14 protein-coding genes are annotated in these 19,403 nt (G+C 31.3%); 13 read left to right on the top strand and 1 reads right to left on the bottom strand.

The window, feature by feature from the left end; all coding sequences use genetic code 11:
• The first annotated feature begins 143 nt into the window (after window positions 1-143).
• Entirely contained in the window at window positions 144-4,271 is a 4,128-nt protein-coding gene (locus MKX82_RS27480; protein ID WP_341081730.1) for a PKD domain-containing protein, read from the top strand.
• Between the two features lie 51 nt (window positions 4,272-4,322).
• On the opposite strand, the gene MKX82_RS27485 is transcribed toward MKX82_RS27480, so the two are convergent.
• On the bottom strand, window positions 4,323-4,676 hold the full coding sequence (locus tag MKX82_RS27485; protein ID WP_341081734.1) for a hypothetical protein: 354 nt from the start codon (window positions 4,674-4,676) through the stop codon (window positions 4,323-4,325).
• Between the two features lie 334 nt (window positions 4,677-5,010).
• Here MKX82_RS27485 and MKX82_RS27490 point away from each other — a divergent pair, with 334 nt between their 5' ends.
• The 12 genes from MKX82_RS27490 (at window position 5,011) to MKX82_RS27545 (ending at window position 19,185) form a co-directional block, all read left to right on the top strand.
• The gene (locus MKX82_RS27490) at window positions 5,011-5,331 is read left to right on the top strand and encodes a hypothetical protein (RefSeq protein WP_341081737.1); all 321 of its coding nucleotides are present in this window, start codon (window positions 5,011-5,013) and stop codon (window positions 5,329-5,331) included.
• Window positions 5,332-5,523: 192 nt separating this feature from the next.
• Complete coding sequence (locus MKX82_RS27495; RefSeq protein ID WP_341081738.1) at window positions 5,524-6,054, top strand: hypothetical protein; 531 nt, start codon at window positions 5,524-5,526, stop codon at window positions 6,052-6,054.
• The gene (locus MKX82_RS27500; protein ID WP_341081740.1) at window positions 6,051-6,341 is read left to right on the top strand and encodes a hypothetical protein; all 291 of its coding nucleotides are present in this window, start codon (window positions 6,051-6,053) and stop codon (window positions 6,339-6,341) included. Before MKX82_RS27495 ends, MKX82_RS27500 begins: the two co-directional genes overlap by 4 nt.
• A 190-nt stretch (window positions 6,342-6,531) precedes the next feature.
• Window positions 6,532-7,074 (top strand): hypothetical protein, encoded by a 543-nt coding sequence (locus MKX82_RS27505; RefSeq protein ID WP_341081743.1) that lies wholly within the window; start codon window positions 6,532-6,534, stop codon window positions 7,072-7,074.
• Between the two features lie 175 nt (window positions 7,075-7,249).
• A complete protein-coding gene (locus MKX82_RS27510) occupies window positions 7,250-8,122 on the top strand; it encodes a hypothetical protein (protein ID WP_341081744.1) in 873 nt (290 codons plus the stop codon).
• An 86-nt stretch (window positions 8,123-8,208) separates the two neighbouring features.
• The gene (locus MKX82_RS27515) at window positions 8,209-9,897 is read left to right on the top strand and encodes a phosphoadenosine phosphosulfate reductase domain-containing protein (RefSeq protein ID WP_341081746.1); all 1,689 of its coding nucleotides are present in this window, start codon (window positions 8,209-8,211) and stop codon (window positions 9,895-9,897) included.
• 77 nt (window positions 9,898-9,974) lie between these two features.
• Window positions 9,975-10,229, top strand: a complete 255-nt coding sequence (locus MKX82_RS27520; RefSeq protein ID WP_341081748.1) for a hypothetical protein — start codon at window positions 9,975-9,977, stop codon at window positions 10,227-10,229.
• 1,229 nt (window positions 10,230-11,458) lie between these two features.
• Window positions 11,459-12,676 carry a replication initiation protein gene (locus tag MKX82_RS27525; RefSeq protein WP_341081750.1) on the top strand — a complete coding sequence of 406 codons (1,218 nt, stop codon included), beginning with the start codon at window positions 11,459-11,461 and terminating at the stop codon, window positions 12,674-12,676.
• A 129-nt stretch (window positions 12,677-12,805) separates the two neighbouring features.
• The gene (locus MKX82_RS27530; protein ID WP_341081752.1) at window positions 12,806-13,960 is read left to right on the top strand and encodes a DUF418 domain-containing protein; all 1,155 of its coding nucleotides are present in this window, start codon (window positions 12,806-12,808) and stop codon (window positions 13,958-13,960) included.
• A gap of 487 nt (window positions 13,961-14,447) precedes the next feature.
• On the top strand, window positions 14,448-16,445 hold the full coding sequence (locus tag MKX82_RS27535) for an ATP-dependent nuclease (protein ID WP_341081754.1): 1,998 nt from the start codon (window positions 14,448-14,450) through the stop codon (window positions 16,443-16,445).
• A 13-nt stretch (window positions 16,446-16,458) separates the two neighbouring features.
• A complete protein-coding gene (locus tag MKX82_RS27540; RefSeq protein WP_341081756.1) occupies window positions 16,459-18,384 on the top strand; it encodes an ATP-dependent helicase in 1,926 nt (641 codons plus the stop codon).
• Between the two features lie 126 nt (window positions 18,385-18,510).
• A complete protein-coding gene (locus MKX82_RS27545) occupies window positions 18,511-19,185 on the top strand; it encodes an HNH endonuclease (protein ID WP_341081758.1) in 675 nt (224 codons plus the stop codon).
• Window positions 19,186-19,403: the final 218 nt, after the last annotated feature.

A 19,403-nucleotide genomic window follows, 5' to 3' on the forward strand; every position in this document is an offset into this window, starting at 1 on the left:
GGAACAACCCAGGAACTATAGATAGAGTCACTCTATTTTATAGCTTCTTGGGTTGTTTTTTTTTGCTAAATTAAATGAAGGAGAGTGAGGATATTTAATGAAACAACAGCCATTAAAGCCCATCTTTCGAAAGTAGGAAGCAAATGACCAATTTAAGATTTAAATTAGTAATACCTCTATTATTACTTAGTTTTTTTCTATTCTTTATTCCAAATGCCTATGCTGAACCAGGTGATGATGATATATATAATGTATCCTCTACAATAAAAAATAATTGGAATAAGAAGTATGGAAATAAAGAATTGCCCGCTACTTCGGGTATGCGAATTGTATCCGATGTTTATATGAATAAGTACGTAGAAAATGGTTATGAGGTTGTTGATAAAGACTTTGGAAAAGGAAAGCAGCCATATATACATTTCAGTGGGTGGTCTGTTCTTATGGGTTACAAGGAACATACTGCTACTAATCAAAATACGTATATAGTTGCAAAAAAAATTGCTGGTAATAGTAACATTGGGGAGGATAAAATTTATAAAACCATACAATACTGGGCAGATGCTACAGAGGACTTGGAATATAATAACCAAGGAGCTGGCGTATGGAATGAATGTCCCTCAGGAGCAACGAATAGAGCAGTAGACGACTGTAATATGCGTTATGCAGATGTAAATTACCAAGCATACTTACCTTTAGACGAATTATTTGCTGGTGATGAGGACGCAAAGTATATTCTATATCTTGTAAAACAAGTGGATAGTAACATTGTTGCAACTCCCCTAATTTTACCTTTTGATTTTAGTGATAAACCTTATAATGGTGGAAAACTATCTTTGTCTAGTGGCCAAGAAACTAATACCTTAAGGATGAATACTGATGGGGTTCTTAGAAGAAGTACTCCAAGGGAGTCTGCTCCAAGCGTTATAGATGAATTAGGTGAGAAGAGATATTTCGATGAAAACACCGACTACAAAAAAGTTGATTACGAGGAATCTCAAGTTGCAATCTGGTATGGAGTAACTAGTCCTGTTGATAAAAATAAAAAGAAATGGGCTCAAACATCTTATTGGACCTTCCAAGGATCGCAAGCTGTTTTAGACTTCCAAGCAAACAGACCTCCTGTTGCCAAATTTTCTTTTGACCCAAGCAATACAGTATTCAATGATACCTCAGTTGGATTAATAAACGATTCTTCCGACCCCGATGGTGATTCATTAACTTACAAATGGGAAAGAAAGCCTTATGGTTCAGACGATTCAAACTATGAAGTTTTCTCAACAGATAAAACACCTAAGAATTTTAAAATGCCCAAAGGAAGGTACACTTTCCAGCTTACTGTTTCAGATGGGAAATTTGAAACCTCAGTAAGACACTACCTGTATGTAAACAATAGGCCACCAGAAGCTAAATTTATTTTTGAGCCTAGCAATACAGTTTATAATGATACCTCTATTGGAATTAACAATACCTCTTCAGACATTGATGGAGATTCCCTAACCTATAAATGGGGAAGGAAGCCTTATGGTTCAGATGATTCCAATTATGAAGTATTCTCAACGGACAAAACACCTGAAAACTTCACGATGGAGAAGGGTAATTACACGTTTCAACTAACCGTTTCAGATGGGGAAGAGGAGGCATCGGTAAGAAGATATCTATATGTCATAAATAGACCGCCCGTTGCTAAATTCTCTTTTGATCCAAGTAACACTGTTTATAATGATACCTCTATTGGAATCATTAATACTTCCAGTGACGTAGATGGGGACTCGCTTACTTATAAATGGGAGAGAAAGCCTTATGGTTCAGATGATTCAAATTACCAAGTATTTTCTACTAAAGAATCTCCAGAAAAGTTTACATTGGAGAAAGGTAACTATACATTCCAACTAACCGTCTCAGATGGCGAGGAAGAAGTATCCATACGACACTACTTATATGTCATAAATAGACCGCCCGTTGCCGACTTTAGCTGGAACCCAACAAACATCTATAACAATACAGAGGTAGCTTTTATAAACAAATCAAAGGATTTGGATAAAGATACACTCTCATATACGTGGGAATATCAAAAATCAGGAAGTAGCAGTTGGAATACTTTTTCACAAGAAAAGGATTCACGAAAGGTATTTGCAGACAGAGGAGATTGGAATATTCGTTTGACTGCTAACGATGGAGAAGCTACTCACTCTGTTACTAAGACTCTTACGGTAGATAACAGACCACCTGTAGCTAAGTTCAATTACAGTCCCGACACCATCTATAATGATACGAAAGTTATTTTCCAAAATCTATCTACAGATGAAGATGGAGACACTCTCACTTATAAATGGGAAGCTCAAGAACCAAACTCTACTAATTGGACAGAATTCTCAACGTCACAGGACCCTAATAGAGTACTTAATAAGAAAGGTAGCTGGCAAATTCGTTTAACTGTAACAGATGTAACCGGAGCTAGCGATAATGTCACAAAGACCATTACTGTAGGAAACAGACCACCTACAGCAAGCTTTATTTATAGTCCTACAACCATTTATAACGATACGACGGTTAAATTTAGCAATACTTCAACGGATAAAGATGGAGATACGCTCACTTATAGATGGGAAGTTCAAAAACCGAACTCCACTACTTGGACATCTTTTTCAACCGAAAAAGATCCAAGCAGCCTATTGAATCAAAAAGGAGACTGGAAAGTTCGACTAACGGTAACGGATGTGAATGCAGCTAGTGATAGTGTTACTCAAACTATCAAGGTAGTTAACCGACCGCCTCTTGCCAACTTTACTTACAGCCCACAAGCTATTTATAATGACACGACAGTATTATTCAAGAATAGCTCAACAGATGCTGATGGAGATACGCTCACTTATAAGTGGGAAGTTCAGAAACCAAATACAACAACTTGGACTCAAATTTCCACCGATAAAGATACAAGTAAAGTGCTTGAAATAAAAGGTGATTGGAAAGTACGTCTCACTGTAATCGATAACAGTAACACAAGTGACTCCATAATCAAGACTGTCACTGTAGGAAATAGACCACCAAAAGCTGATTTTACCTACAATCCTACAACTGTATATAACGACACCAATATAACTTTTACCAACGCATCTAAGGATGAAGACGGAGATAGCCTTTCGTATAAATGGGAAATTCAAAAGCCAAATACAACTACTTGGAATGAGATTTCCACGGCAAAGGATATAGCCAAAGTTCTTGATCAAAAGGGAAATTGGAAAATTAGACTTACCGTAACAGATAGTAGTAATGCCAGCGATTCTATTAGCAAAACAATAGAAGTTAAAAACAGGCCACCTGTTGCTGATTTCACATTTAGTCCATCAACTATTTACAACAACACAACTGTTTCTTTTACTAACAAATCAAGTGATTTAGATAAGGATCCTCTAACTTATCAATGGGAATATCAAGCACCGAATTCCTCAAGTTGGACTAGTTTTTCAACTTCCTTAAATCCTTCTAAGGTATTTAATATTATCGGAGAATGGAAAATTAGATTAACCGTTAAGGACGATAGTGGAGAGACAGCAAGTAAAACTAAATCATTAGTAGTAAAAAATAGAGTACCAGAGGTTACAGTAACTTATAATCCTGATGATGTTTATGAAGGCGACAAAGTAAATATCTGCGTAAATGTTAAGGATCAAGACGGACAAGCGATGAATGTAAAACTTTATATTAATAAAGATGACACCACAAATTCATTAGTCCTAAACAAAGATGGAGTAACTTCTGGTAGTACCTTATGTTATGAACAAGAGACTGAAACAGGTCGATATGATATTACGGTAGTAGTTAATGATGGATATGATACGACAGAAGTTGAAACCTGGTTTAACTCAAAACCTTTAATTTTGATAGGACATGTAAACCATACGGAAGATTGGTTAAACAAACATAATGAATTAGGACACTCGCTAGATAAATTCTATAGTGGTGAAAAATTCTTACTACAGGCGGATGTTTCAAGTTATCCTATAGAATATTTTAAATCAACACTAATAGCTAAACAAACGGATAACACACCTGTAAAAATTTCTAAAACCTTGTCTAAAGTTTCAGATATTCTATACGATGGTTTCATCTATGATAAAAAGCATCAGGAATATCCTACAAACTTAAAGAAAGGTCCCGCACAATTTGAATTTGAAGTTAAATATAAGAATGGAGTAATTAAGAAAGATACGGTAGATGTCGAAATAATTGATGATGCTTTAAATGTTTACAAGTATCATAGGAAATATTAAAAGAAAGCCTTCTGTTTTAAAGAGGGCTTTCTTTTGTTTATGAATTCCTACCTAATAAAGCCGAGCGTTCCTTCCACGTCCCTGCTCAATTAGTGGAGCTTTAGAATTAGTGGAGGCATACAATCTCTTAGGTGGTTTAAATGAAGTTCCGCTTAAACCTTTTGATGAGGTTCTTGACGTTGTTCCATTTATAGATTCAGTAATTTCATTTTCCTTTAAATAGGTTGTTTCTAAGTTAACAGACTGATCGTATACTTTATCCACTATTTCTAATAATATTTCTAACTTAGCTCTTAACTCTGGGCTATAAGAATGCTCATATGCATAATGCAAGTATTCAAAAGCTTGTTCTATATTACCTTGAATATTGGTTTCTATATGATTTGATAAATCATTTCTCCTCATTTTCCCCTCCAAAAGTTTCATCTTATATAAGAATATAAAACCATTAATGGTAATAAAGTGTCAAATTCAATGATTGAGGGTTATTATTCAAACACTCTATTTTATAGTATAATTCCATATTTATAAAACTTTATGGTATTCCAACTATAAACAACTTATCATATAATTAATTGGATTTAGTTTTTAACTTTTAACAATAAAAGATTTACTATTTTTTAATAAAATACTGACATAATTGACACTATGGGAGCTTATTCATAGCATAAAATTATTTTAAAACCGTCATAAAAACATTTATAGAAACGAAAGATAAAAATGTTAAAGGATTGATACTATGTTATTACATAACACTCTACTTTTTAATGGTGAACAAACTGTAAATTACTATACGAAAAAATCATATTTCCATTCAGAAGGAAACTTAGTTGAGATTTACTCTGTAAATAAGAAAATTTTCTATTCAGATACTTCAATGGTGGAAGACGAAGTTTTAGCTGCTAAATTAACAGAAACACCAATCGAACAACTTACAAAGGAATTTAAACTTATTATTGAAATGGGAAACTATGATGTTCTAGCTGCCACAGAGAATATCAGTGAAAAAACGGCTAATGAGCTTGTTAAACAAATTGAAATTGAAACAACTATTCATTAAATACTATTATTGAAACTAGTAAATAAAAAAGGTAAAATAAACACATAGATTTTTTAAATTTTGTTATTTTTCTTTGGTTATTTACTAAATGAAGAGCCTTTGGGTTCAGTCTAAGCAATTTTGCTTTATTAAAGACTGTTCCTAAAGGCTCTTTTTGTGTTTCAAAGAAAAAAGAGATAGGAGAGGACTAAGATGTATAAACTTACATGTTTTATCCCTATGGAGCCCGATGAAGTAGAAGAAGCTTTAAGAGGGATAAGATTTACTAAAAAGAAAGATGGCTTTGAATGGAGTATGAATGGAAGTGTTTTTCGTATAGAACCTTTTCAGAACCAGTCCAGAGAGTTACTAAAAGGCTATCGAGTTTATTTCGATGGAGATATTGTTGGATGTTCCTATTTATTTGATTTATCCATAGGCTGTTTAGGAGCCCACGTAACAAGTATTGATTGTATAATAGAACATCCATCAAAGACATACCAAGATTGGATAACCGATTTATCGAAAAGACCTTCTTGTAAGATGATTGACTCAAAGGGACTATTTGTAAAGGGAGATATTTATTTAACTATCGTTAATAACTCCTTAATTATTCAAAAGAGAAGTAGAAAGAATCAAAAACTTAAATTAATAGAGACATTGAAACAAATCGATTTCATTAGGGAAGATTTATCTCCTAAAGAGTTCGATTTGTTTTCGTTTGGAGAGGAAGATATAGCATGAGCATTTCATTTTTCACTCAAAAAAACATGTACTGTATAGAGCCAAATTGTATTTACATGGATGGGCTTAAAGTAGCGACAGGTAAAACAACCATTATAACCATTCTCCAAGATGAAAAGGCACTTATTGAAGTGGCATCTGGAGAGCTATTAACCTATCTACATACAGACCAAGTTAAAATTGTGAATCCCAGAGATGAAAGATATAAAGGTAGATCAGTAGAGAGGAAACATTATATGGTTTACTTCTTTGTACAATTTTCTAATCAAAAGTTAAAAAGGAAATAGAGGTATTAGCAGCGGATGAAAATCATGCTAGACAAATAGTAGTGAATAAATTTAAAAGCCTTGATATTAGTGTAAATATTGTGAAATTACGAAGCATTATTAACTAATTATTGGCGAGACAACGATTTTCTTAATCCCTTAAGAGTATGTGAAGAAGAAATTAAAAAAGAATTTGAAGGAGACAAATAAAATGAATATAACAATTCTTAATGAAAAGACGTACGATATTAAACCATTTAGTAGAGTTAAAATTGGAGATCCTTTATATTTTGAAGAAATGGCAAACGGTAGCACCAATAATAATTTAAAATCTCTTACTTGCGACATTGATAACATTACAACATTAAATCGCAAAGCAGGTGCAAGAATTAGAAAACTTAAACTTGATTATCTTGATGAAGATATGGATTATGACGACGTGTATTATGAACTTACTTTTTATACAGCAAGAAAAACAGATGTAGCAGAAAATATTGTTGAGGCAGAATTAAATGGAGAATATTATGTTCATTTATTAAAAGAATCTCGCGATTTGGGTTGTGATACTGCTGAATTTATAATGTGGATCGATGATAACTTTGGTTCATTTCATACCCTTTCCGATGGTCATTATGGAAATATATCACGATATAAATATAATTCCGTTTATGTATTCAACATATTACTCAATGAAAATGCAAGTAGTTGGGACCAAATGAATCGAATGGTGGAGCAGTTCTTTAAAGAGAAATAATAAAAAGTAAAAACACTCTAAATTAGAGTTTTTTTACTTTTTATACCAAATCAGTCATTTTCAAGGACTCTTTTTTATTACTAAAACAAATATACAAATAACTTTTACCTCTTCTAGTGGGGAGTTTCTACTAACAACTCCCCATACTAGATAAGGGAGTAGAAGGATTAAAGAGATGAGTAAAAAACAAATAAAGAATATTTCTGCAGCAAAATTAATGGAATCATTTATTGAAAATGGACAGTATCAAATGTTGAAGAAAACAGAAAAGGACATTAAATCACTAACAGCTAAAGTTAGAGAACAACTAGAAAAAAGTGAATCCAAACGTCATGAATTTACTAACTATAATTTAGTTGGCCGCTTCACAGCTAAAAAGATTTATGAAGTTGATTTACTGGGATTAAATGAGTATCTTTACAATCTTGGTTTATTAACCCAAGTTGTAGATATAGATGAGAAGCGGATTAAGGAAAATGTGTTGTACCATGATTTAATTCAGGAATTCAAATTACCAGATACCTACTATGTTAAGACCAGCTTCAATAAACTAGGCAAAGAAGCCATAAAAGGGAATGAGCAACTAAATAACGAACTTGTTGAGGATTTAAATGATATTATGAGTAAATTAAAGTATTTAAAACCTCAATTGAACTCTTTGAACTTTCAATATGATGGTTTAAAGAAAGAGTTGTTAAATTCTAACGAAATAAAAGAATTAATGAGTATATCTAAAGAAAAAAGAAAATCAATAGCTCATAAATTTGGAAGCATATCATTAGTGAGTAACACCCCTAAATACGATATTCCTTATATATATGATTGTCTTGGTGAAGGGCTGCTAATTGATTACGTAAAACCAAATTCGGCATTATTAGATACATTCATTACGAATGGAACTATTACACAAAAAGAAATTGATCAGTTTAGAGTGGTGAAAGATATCCGCTTAGACTTTTCCATTATGACACTAGAAGATGAATCAAAAATGTTAGGGATGCTGAACCGAAAGCAAAAGGCCACGATTGCGAATCGAATACTAGCTTAATAATAATTTGGAGGTGAATATCCACTGCTAATATTGATTAGCGGGGGATATCCCTCACTAATTGTTTTTAGCAGTGGATTATCTATATGGATATTTTTGAACAAGTAAAAGCGGAAATGAAAAGAATCTATTTAATGGATAATAGACCTATTGTTATTTTATTTTCAGGTGGAAAAGATTCCAGCCTAGTTCTCAGTTTAACATGGCAGATGTTAATGGATTTACCAATTGAAGAAAGAAATAAAAAGGTACATATAATGACCTCTGAAACTGGAGTAGAAACACCTGTTATGAGGAACTATATAGCATCTTCCTTAGATAAAATTGAGCAAAAGGCTGTAGTAGATCAACTACCTATAGAAGTACACCGGGTCCAACCTGATATGAAAGATAACTTTTTTGTAAGAACACTTGGTAGAGGAAATCTGCTTCCTACACCTAAAACTAAAACTCGTTCTTGTACCTATTGGTTAAAAATCAATCCCACTAATAAGAAAATAAAAGAATTAATTGCAGCCGCTCCAATCCAGTTGGGTAATGAACACTTACTTACAGCATGGATTGGCGTTCGAGATGAAGAAAGCGCAAGAAGAAGAGCAAGTATCAATAAACACGCAGTTGATAAAGAATCCTATTATGGGAAACACGCAGTATTTAAAGAAATACTTTGTTTTTCTCCTATCCGTTTTATTACTTCGGATGAGTTATGGTTCTATCTACTCCAGGATGAAATTCTTCCTTTTGGTGTAAGTCTAGAGGAATTAACAACTCAATATGGAGAAGGAGTACTGGAATGTTCCGTAAAATCTGAAGAAGGTAAAACTTGTGGTGGAAGTGCAAATGCACGAAATGGTTGTTGGACATGTGGAATGATTTCTCAAGGTAAAGATCCGATGTTACAACGCTATATTAGTGATGGTTACAATTATTTAGGTTTATTAGAGTGGAAGAACCTTATGTTATCTATGCGAAACGATATTCGCTATAGAGAGACTCTATCTAGACCGAATTATAAAGCAATGCTAAAGCAGAATGATGATGTTGGGCAAATTGATTTGTTTAACATCAATGAAAATACTAAATACGCAAATCAATTTGAAACCTTTAAGCGTATAAAACAGGTAGATTACTCTCCAGGAGGATTAACCTTTGAAGGTAGAAAGTTACTCTTAGAACATCTTTTATTTATTAGTAAAAGAGATAATCTTGTATTAATATCTGAGGATGAAATAATGGCTATCCTAGACGCTTGGATAGATACAGAGGGTATTTCTATTCAAAGGGAAAAACTACGTCCAAAACGCTTTAATTATGACGGAGAGCTAGTATTTCTTCCGAATAAAACTATCAATAAATTAGAGACGAAAACGACCAATCCAATTTTTTATATAAATATAGAGTTTAACATGGAGGAAGCAAAACTATATAGCTTCTTAAAAGAGAGACAAATAACTAATCATAGCAGCATTTTTTTCTTTCCAACTAGTCAAGAATTCACTAAAGAAAAGTTAGTATGGAATAAAGCTACATTCGTAGTATGTAAAGAATCCTGCACAACTAGACAGCAAGCTTACGAGCATGTTTACTCTTGGTTAGGTTGGGAATATGGACACTTCACTGAGGAAACCCAAAAAGCTGCTATTCAATTTTTAATGATTTCGGCAATTTCTGATGGATTGAATGAAAAGTACTTAAGAGAAAAAAGAGAAAAGATAGAAGCAGCAACTATTCCGACAACAAGTGAGTCTGATGGTCAGCTAGTCTTTGAAATATAACTAAAGGATGGGAGAAGCATTTAGCTTCTTCTTTTTTGAGGGTTTAATTACATTTTTTTCTGGAATGAGGTTAGAAAATGAATACTAGTAAAAATCTTATTTATTATATGGAGTTACAAGAAGGTAATGAAAAAGAAAAGAATTGTGAGATAGTGGATATATACGGGTATGAAAATGAAGTTTTAGTAATGGCGAGAGGTTTTTGCAAAAGTTACATAACTAAAGATAAGAGTGATACATTAGATAAAATGACCGAAATATCTAGGCTACTTATAAAAGCTGGATTTACTTTTATTAATCAGGAAAATAAAAATTCAACTGAAGCTAGTTAAAAATCCCCTTTTAGGGGGATTTTTAATTCAAAAAATATAACCTATATAATATGAAAAACAAAACAGATTTATTCCTGTTTAAATGTTTTATTATTATGTTTTATTATTATTTATAATGTTTTAATTGTTTTATGATGTCGAATGAAGTAGAAATAGCAAGGGTTTGAGGGACATAACTATCACCAATTTAGCGTAAGGTATCACCAATTTAGCGTGAAGTATCACCAATTTAGCGTGAAGTATCACTAATTTAGCGTGGAGATATCACCAATTTAGCGTGAAGTATCACTAATTTAGCGCGGAGATATCACCAATTTAGCGTGAAGATATCACTAATTTAGCGTGAAGTATCACTAATTTAGCGTGAAGTATCACCAATTTAGCGTGAAGATATCACTAATTTAGCGTGAAAGATATCACTGGTTTAACGTGAAGATATCACTGATTTAGCGTGAAGATATCACTGATTTAGCGTGAAGATATCACTGATTTAGTATGAAGTATCACTAATTTAGCGTGAAGTATCACTAATTTTACTATCAGCATATCCAGATAAGATAATTTTATGGATTATTTTTCTAAAGTATCACCAATTTTGCGGAATTTGTCACATTGACAATTAATAAAGGTTCAAAAAATCGAAAAATGTCACTTAAGTTTATGAAATTTTAAAATTAATAATGCTGATTTATCACTATATATCTATGGAAATAATTTAACTATCACTGATTTTGCGTCAATCTAAAACAATGTGATGACGGCATTTATGGTTGTATAAGTGGAATGTGAGTTTAACTATCACTAATTTTGCGATGCATATTGTATTAATAGCTAAAATTCTCCGAAATGCTCTGCACCAACCTGTAATATCACTAATTTAGCGTTTGTTATACCATAACTATCACCAATTTTGCGTGTATACATTGAAAAAAGGATAGTTTCTCCATGAACTGTACCGATAATCCTCTAAATTTTAATCAATTGTACTCCAATACAGAATATAAATGATAATAACATCCCAATTATTATTCGTTTAGATCCTGTAATAACCTTAATGCGCAAAATTAGTGATACTTTATTATACTTTAAACAATTTGTTCTATTTAATCAGCAAAATTAGTGATACTTACTTATTCTCTAGTAATTTTGGGGATACTTTATTTACAATACTATCACCTTATGATAATTTAGTGATAGTATAATTATATAATGAGTATTCGGAGGATCGTATGGATTATTCAATCATTGAGAGTGAAAATGAACTCGATAGTATAAGTACAAAGAATTGGGTCACTAAATCAAATGAGTTAATTGAAAGTACATATAAATTATCCTTACAAGAGCAGAGAATTCTTTTGGTTATGGCCTCTAAAGTCCAACCTAAAGATGAAACATTAAAAACATATCGATTTAGAGCTAGAGATTTCATTGAAATTATCGGTAATTCAAAGAAAACTGGATTTTATTCTTACCTTAGAGAAATTGTGAATGGCTTACAAACCAAAGTGCTAACCATTAAAAAGGATGGAAAGCAACGAAACTATAGTTGGGTAATAACTTCTATTTATGAAGATAACGAAGGATATATTACTCTTCAATTCCATCCGGAATTAAAAGGCTTTTTCCTGGAGTTAAAAGATAAGTTTACTTCTTATCAACTGGAAAATGTAGTGCGACTAAATTCTGTTTATTCCATTAGAATCTATGAGCTCCTTAAACAATATGAGCGAATTAGAAAAAGGAAGTTAACATTAATGGAACTTCGTACTTTTCTAGGAATAGAACCTACTAAGTATAAACAATATGGACATTTTAAGAGTAAGGTTTTATTAGTTGCTCAAAATGAAATTAATAATACTACAGATATTAATTTTCAGTTTAATGAGATCAAGACTGGAAGAAAAGTTACTAGTATTGAATTTATCATTAATAGTACCTCCAACTTTATAGGGGAGGAACTTTCTTTAGAAGAAGACGAAAAATTAGATGAAGAGCAATTATCACTTTTTGATGAATTGCAGCTCCAGTTATCAAACTTAGGAGTGAAGTCTGATAAAATTGACTGGTTAATAAAAGAATTTCCAGAAGAACAAATTAGAAGGAACATAGCATACGTATTAGGAAGAAAAGGGATAAAACAGAAAGCGGGTTATACTGTTAAAGCTATCCAATTAGATTATGCTAATTCTATAGAAGATGAAGAATCCAAACAACAGTTAAGCGATCCAGCAGAAGAAGCTGTCCGTGGGTTTATTAAAGAGAATGTCCCTAAAAGGAAGGTAAAGAGGATAGAACATATTCCTATTTATATGTTAGGGCAACCAGCAATTAAGTTCTTTAGTAAGTATGTTTCTGAAGAGGAAGCCGCTAAGATATGGGAAGCTCGTCAAGAGGAAATATATGAAGAAATTATTAAACAAAGTAAGAAAAAACTAATCACAACATAGATTATTGACTGTATACATATTAGTTGCTATGCTTTATTTAACATAAAATAAACCGATGGGACTCCCCAAATGAGCAAAATTTTATTGCTATATTTGGGGAGTTTTTTTCATGAAAGAAGGGATAAATAAATGGATAAATTAAATAGAATCCATTCAATTGATGTTATAAGAGGTTTTGCAATTTTAGGTATAGCATTTGCTAACATATTGCCTTTAAGTACTCCCCTTTTATATGATAGCTTTCCAAGCAGCCTTTGGACCTCACATCATAATCGGATAGTGGAGAAGTTATTATTTATCTTTGCAGAGGGGAACTTTTATTCATTATTCTCTATGCTATTTGGATTTAGTTTTATGATATTCATGGACCGAGCTGCTGCAAAGGGGAATAATCCTTACAAACTTTTTTCAAAAAGGCAGATTATATTACTAGGTATCGGGATACTCCATGCTTTTTTTATATGGTATGGAGACATATTAATTGTCTATGCAATTTTCGGTATTCTTTTACTTCCGCTTTATAAGGCTCCAAAAAGGATTATAAGTATGATGATTGTTATTGTCTTATTACCAAACTTTTTTATTTTATATAATCTTATCGGTTATAATTACGACCCGTCTGAGTATCTTGATCACAATTACATCATTTCAGTTATTATGAATTACCAATCAGGTGGAACACTATTATTTCTACAGAATTTTTATGATTGGCTAAATACCTATCAACCGGATAACTTACCCTATTTATATATAAGTATTTTTCCAATGTTTTTAATTGGTGTCTTGGTTGCTAAAAACAAATCAATTTTATTGAAAATAACAGCAAAACACTTCATTTTTTGGGGAATATTTGGACTTATAGGGACATCTATTAAACTACTGCCAGTTTTAAAGCCAAGTTCTTTATTGTACTTGCAAGCAGCTGAAGCTATTGGTAACCCATTGATGTCATTATTTTACGGATTAAGTGTTTTATTAATAATGCACAAGTTTAAAGTAAGTCTTACCTTAATTGGCAATATTGGTAGAACTTCAATGAGTAATTACTTACTGCAAAATATAATAGGCTTTGTTATTTTTAAAGTATTCCATTTGTATGGAACCTTATCTCCATCAAAGTTAATCATAATTTCTTGTTTAATGGCACTTTTTCAAATCTGGTTAAGTTATTTGTGGCTATTATTATTTAGACAAGGACCAATTGAGTTAATATGGAGGAGATTAACGTATTTTAAAACGGACAAACTAAAAAATAAAAAGTTTATATCCTCATCTTCTCTATAATCCATTCATTAAAATGAAAAAGAGATACCAGATTAGTTAAGTTATCTCTTTTTATATTTTTTATGAATAAAAATCTATTATAAAATTAAGCCGCCAATGAAATTATTCTTCTAAATACTCCCTGGGTTTCAGTTCTACTTTGTTTATATCACCGTAGCCTCTCGATAAATATAACTAAAATCCATCGTATTTGAGTTCCATTAGGATGTGGTGCTTCTGTCCTAATATTAAATAACTTAGACTAGCAAAAACATCTATAAAACTATTGCTAAAATTAATATATTTTATAATTTAATCATAAATCACAATGAATAGTTTATATTTTTATGGGAAAACCCTTAATTACTAAACAAACCATAATCATTTCATAATAAAAATATAATTCTTAAAAAGGACTTTGTTATTAAACCATATAGAGTGATTTCGAAATCAATAGAGTTTAAGTAAGAGTTTACTATATAATGGGAAATAAGAGGGGGGTATTTCAATGTTGATTTCTGAATTACATTTAAATAATTTTAGGTCTTTTGGTGACTCTTTACAAGTTGTTAAGATAAATGACTTAACAGCATTAATAGGGGCGAATAGTTCTGGGAAAACAGGTCTAATCACAGCTTTATTAAGGATGTTTGGGCAAAAAAACATAGATAGAACTTTAATTAAAACAGACTTCCATATTCCGAGTAATACTGATAGTTCGATGGTTGAAGAAATTAATCTTTCCATTGAAGCAAAAATAAACTTTCCTGAATTAAGAACTCAAACTCCAGAAGAAATAGTAACAATCCCTGAATTTATTAAACATCTAGTTATTGAACGGATTGGTGAAGATCCATATTTAAGAATCAGATTGAAAGGAAAGTGGATACAGGGTTTAAACCCTGAAGGTAATATAGAACAGGAAATGTATTATATAAAAGTACCATATGGAGCCATAGAAGAAGATGAAGACTTAGTAAAGGTACCAATTCATCATAGAAATTTAATTCAAATGATGTATGTGCCAGCTATGCGAAATCCCACTAATCAGCTTAAAAATGCTTCTGGAACGTTATTGTGGAGAATTTTTGATGGTATTAAATGGCCAGAAAAGCTAGGTGAAGAAATAGAGACTTTGACCACGCCTATTGAAGATTTATTTAAGGGTGTTGATGGGATAAAGAACGTTCAAGAAATATTAAACACCCAATGGAATAAGTATCATAGGGATCATAGATATTCAAATAGCAATTTAAAATTTAACAGTAATACTTTAGAGGATTTTTTGAAAAATGTAGAAATTTTATTTAATCCTAGTGTTGATGGGAATACTGTTAAAGTTGAAGAACTTGGTGATGGTTTAAAATCTTTATTCTACATAACCTTAGTTTCTGCTTTACTTGAAATTGAAAATAATCAAGATAAAAAGGATAAGCCTTTGTTAAACATATTAGCTATAGAGGAACCAGAAAATCATATTTCACAACACTTATTAGGAAGAGTAGTTAGGAATTTAAAAGAAATAGCTCAAAAAGATAATGCACAAGTTATTTTATCATCGCACAATTCATCGATAGTTAGCAAAATAGATCCTGAGTATATAAGACATTTACAAGTAGAAAACTCTGAGTCGATAGTAAATTCCATTACACTTCCAGAAAAAACTGATGAAGCACACACTTATATTAAAGAAGCCGTTAGAGCATATCCAGATTTATATTTCTCGAAACTAGTAGTTTTAGGAGAAGGTGATAGTGAAGAAATTGTATTACCTAAGTTATTAAGTGCTTCAGATATATTTCTAGATGATTTTAATATTTCCATAGTACCTTTAGGTGGTAGACATGTTAATCACATGTGGAAACTATTAAATGATTTATCAATACCTCATGTTACGTTGTTAGATTTAGATAGAGAGAGAAATGGAGGAGGATGGGGAAGGATTAAGTATGTTTTAAACCAGCTTCATGCAAATGATAGAACTTCAGAAGATTTTCTGAAAGTTAAAGTGACTATAGGTGGCAAGAAAAGAAATTATACCTACAATTATACCTACACTATGGATAATATTGAACAGTTTCACAAAAGAAATGTTGAAAGAATAGCCAGTATGAATATGTGGATAAAAAAATTAGAAAAAGAAGATGTATTCTTTTCATACCCTTTAGATATTGATTTTTCTATGCTAAAAGAGTTTGAAGAAGAATATCATCAAACTATGAAAAATGGTCCTAGAGATATCGAGGATGAAGATTCCGCAGAGTATAATGGTAAGTTACGGAGTTCTATACATGCTACTTTAAAAAGTAGTGCTGCTTCTGCAAAAACGTATTCAGATGAAGAAAAAAAAATAATGATTTGGTACAATTCTTTATTTTTAGGTAGAGGGAAGCCTAGTACACATATTGCAGCACTTAAAGATATTAATAATAAAAAATTACTTGATAACGCTCCTTTAGAACTGATTAAGCTTATTAATCGAATAAAAGAAAAGATTGGATTATAAGGGGGGAATTTAAGTGAGTATAGATGCAAACGAATGGTTACCTTCAAATAATATTATTTTAGAAGATGCAGCTTTAGAAGCAATTAAGTACCCAACCAATATAGCAATAGCTGCTGGACCAGGAGCGGGTAAGACAGAATTATTAGCTCATAAAGCAGGATATTTAATTGAAACTAATACTTGTCCTAAACCTAAAAAGATTTTAGCCATAAGTTTTAAATCAGATGCAGCAAAAAATCTTCAAGAGAGGGTTCAAAGTAGGTATGGCAAAGATGTAGTAAGGAGATTTGAATCTAAAACATTTGATGCTTTTTCTAGGGGATTATTAGAGCAGTTTTTAAATGCACTACCAGAGGATTATAAGCCAAAAAAGGATTATGAAATAATCTTAAATGAGAGAAATATTGATGATATTGTAAAGAGATATATTACTGAAACAAATTTATACTATCGAAATTGGCAACATGAATATAACTTTAATCAATTAATGAGAACGATAAAAAGTTCAAACTTACCCATAGTAAGTTTTGAAAATGATTTGTATTCTTGGATTAATAAAAGAATATGGAAGGTGTTAATCAAAGGAAGCGGTGAACTTAAAAGTTCATTAACTTTCCCGATTATATCCATTTTAGTTGAATATCTTTTAAGTCAAAATCCTTTAATCGTTAATGCTTTAAGGGCGACATACAGTCACGTGTTTTTAGATGAGTTTCAAGATACTACAGATTTGCAATATAATTTAGTGAAAACTATCTTTTTAGAATCAGATACGAGACTGACAGCTGTTGGTGATAACAAACAGCGAATAATGGGGTGGGCAGGAGCTTTGCCTAATGCATTTGATGTATTTACTTCAGACTTTAATGCCCAACAGACTACACTTGTATGCAATTTTAGATCGGCGCCCAAACTAGTATATATACAAAATATTTTTTCACAAACTTTAAATAATCATACAGTAAATGTAAAAGCTACTGGAAATTGGAAGGAGGATGATGGGGTATGTGAAGTTTGGAATTTCGAAAACCATAATAGTGAAGCTAGAATATTAGCTGAAAGAATTAGTGAGTGGATTAAAGAAGAGAAACTAAAACCTAAAGAACTTTGTATTATTGTTAAACAGCAAGAACATATATATGCAGCAACTATTATGAATGAATTATCGAAATTAAATATACAAAGTAGAATTGAAAAGGAGTATCAAGACCTTTTATCAGAGGAAATAATAATACTTTTGATAAAGTTTTTGGAGTTAACCTATAAAGAAAAGTCTCCAGAATTATGGTTAAATGTAATTGATGAAATTATAGAGATTAAGTATGGAGATATAGATGTACAAAGTTTAAATTACATATCTATTGAAAAAGAATTAGTCAACTTATTATCAAGGATTAAAGATTGTTTTGATACTATAGATGAAAGTAACTTTAAAGAGAAGTTTGAGAGCATCATAAGAGGAATTATTAATTATTTGAATGAAGATATTATCAAATCACTTTATCCAAAATACAATCAAGGGAATTATTTAAATGTGATAATAAAAAAGCTACCTTTGAAATTAAATTACAGGAATGGTATTTCCATGGAAGAACTAATCCGCGATTTCTGTGGAGAATATAGTATTCCTATTATGACTATTCATAAAAGTAAAGGGTTAGAATATCATACTGTAATCTTTCTTGGTGTAGAGGATGCTGCTTTTTGGAGTTTCTCCACACAAAGAGAAGCAGATAAAAATGCATTTTTTGTTGCACTATCGAGAGCTAAAGAATGCATAATTTTCACAGTTAGTAATGAAAGAGAAGTTTCTAGATATGGGAGAATAGAGAATACTAGGCAAACTACTAGTAGTATTTCAGAACTTTTACAGACACTCGAAAATGCAGGAGTTCCAACTATAAATAAAGTTAAAGTAAATGTAACTAGCACTAATTGATAACATAAACATATTCTCTTTCGCAAAGTTCCTAATATTCATACTAGATTCTTTAGAGCTCAATGTAATTCTTATATATATAAAAGTTGGTAATTAAAAATTAATACTTTATTTTGGGGGACTAATATGGGGTTTTCAAAAGAAGTTATAGTATCGGCTTTAACAGCTTGCAAAAGACATTGTTGCATATGTGAGAGAAGTGTTAAAACAAAGATAGAATTACACCATATAAAGCAAAAATCAAAAGGTGGAAAAGACAGCTTTGACAATTGTATTCCATTATGTTTTGATTGTCATGCAGAAGTAGGATCATATAATAATGAACATCCTAAAGGTAATAAGTACTCGGAAAAAGAATTGAAAAAGATTAGAGATGACTTTTACCAAAAAATAGATAACGGTTTTATGAATATAGATACTTTAAATGATAGTGACAATGAAAAGTTTCAAATCTTCAAAGAGGATGTTATAGACATAATAGAAGGAATTATTGATACGGATTTTGCTGCGCAACCATTTAGTCTTGAATTAACTAATGAGTTATCGTTAATAGTTGAAAAGTGGAAAAAAAGAAAGAATTCTTTCGATAATAAAATTATTGAAAATATAAAGAATGATATAGTACATCAATTACAGTGTCTAAGCCGATATTTCATTTTAAATGATTATTTTCACTTAATTAGTGGTGATAGACTAATATTTAATAATTATCCGCTAGAAAAATTAGAAGAGTTAAGAAGTGATACATTAGATATCAGGCGCTCTCTAAATAATTTATTAGAAAAAATAGATATGTATTAATGAATAATCTTTTTGAGTTTAGGTTATTCTAAAACATCTATATTAAATTTTGCACCACAATCAGCACACATGTGTTTTGCAAAAAAAAATACATAGGTTGAAGGATTAATTACACACTAGTGCAATAAAAAGTGCAGCCAGATATAACGAGTTAGCTCTGTCAAAGTAGGCTAACATGCCCGCTTCTCGATGTGAAATCGTGACAAAAAATATGTATA

It is taken from the genome of Niallia sp. FSL R7-0271, from assembly GCF_038005785.1.
In the GTDB taxonomy this organism is placed as follows: domain Bacteria; phylum Bacillota; class Bacilli; order Bacillales; family Cytobacillaceae; genus Niallia.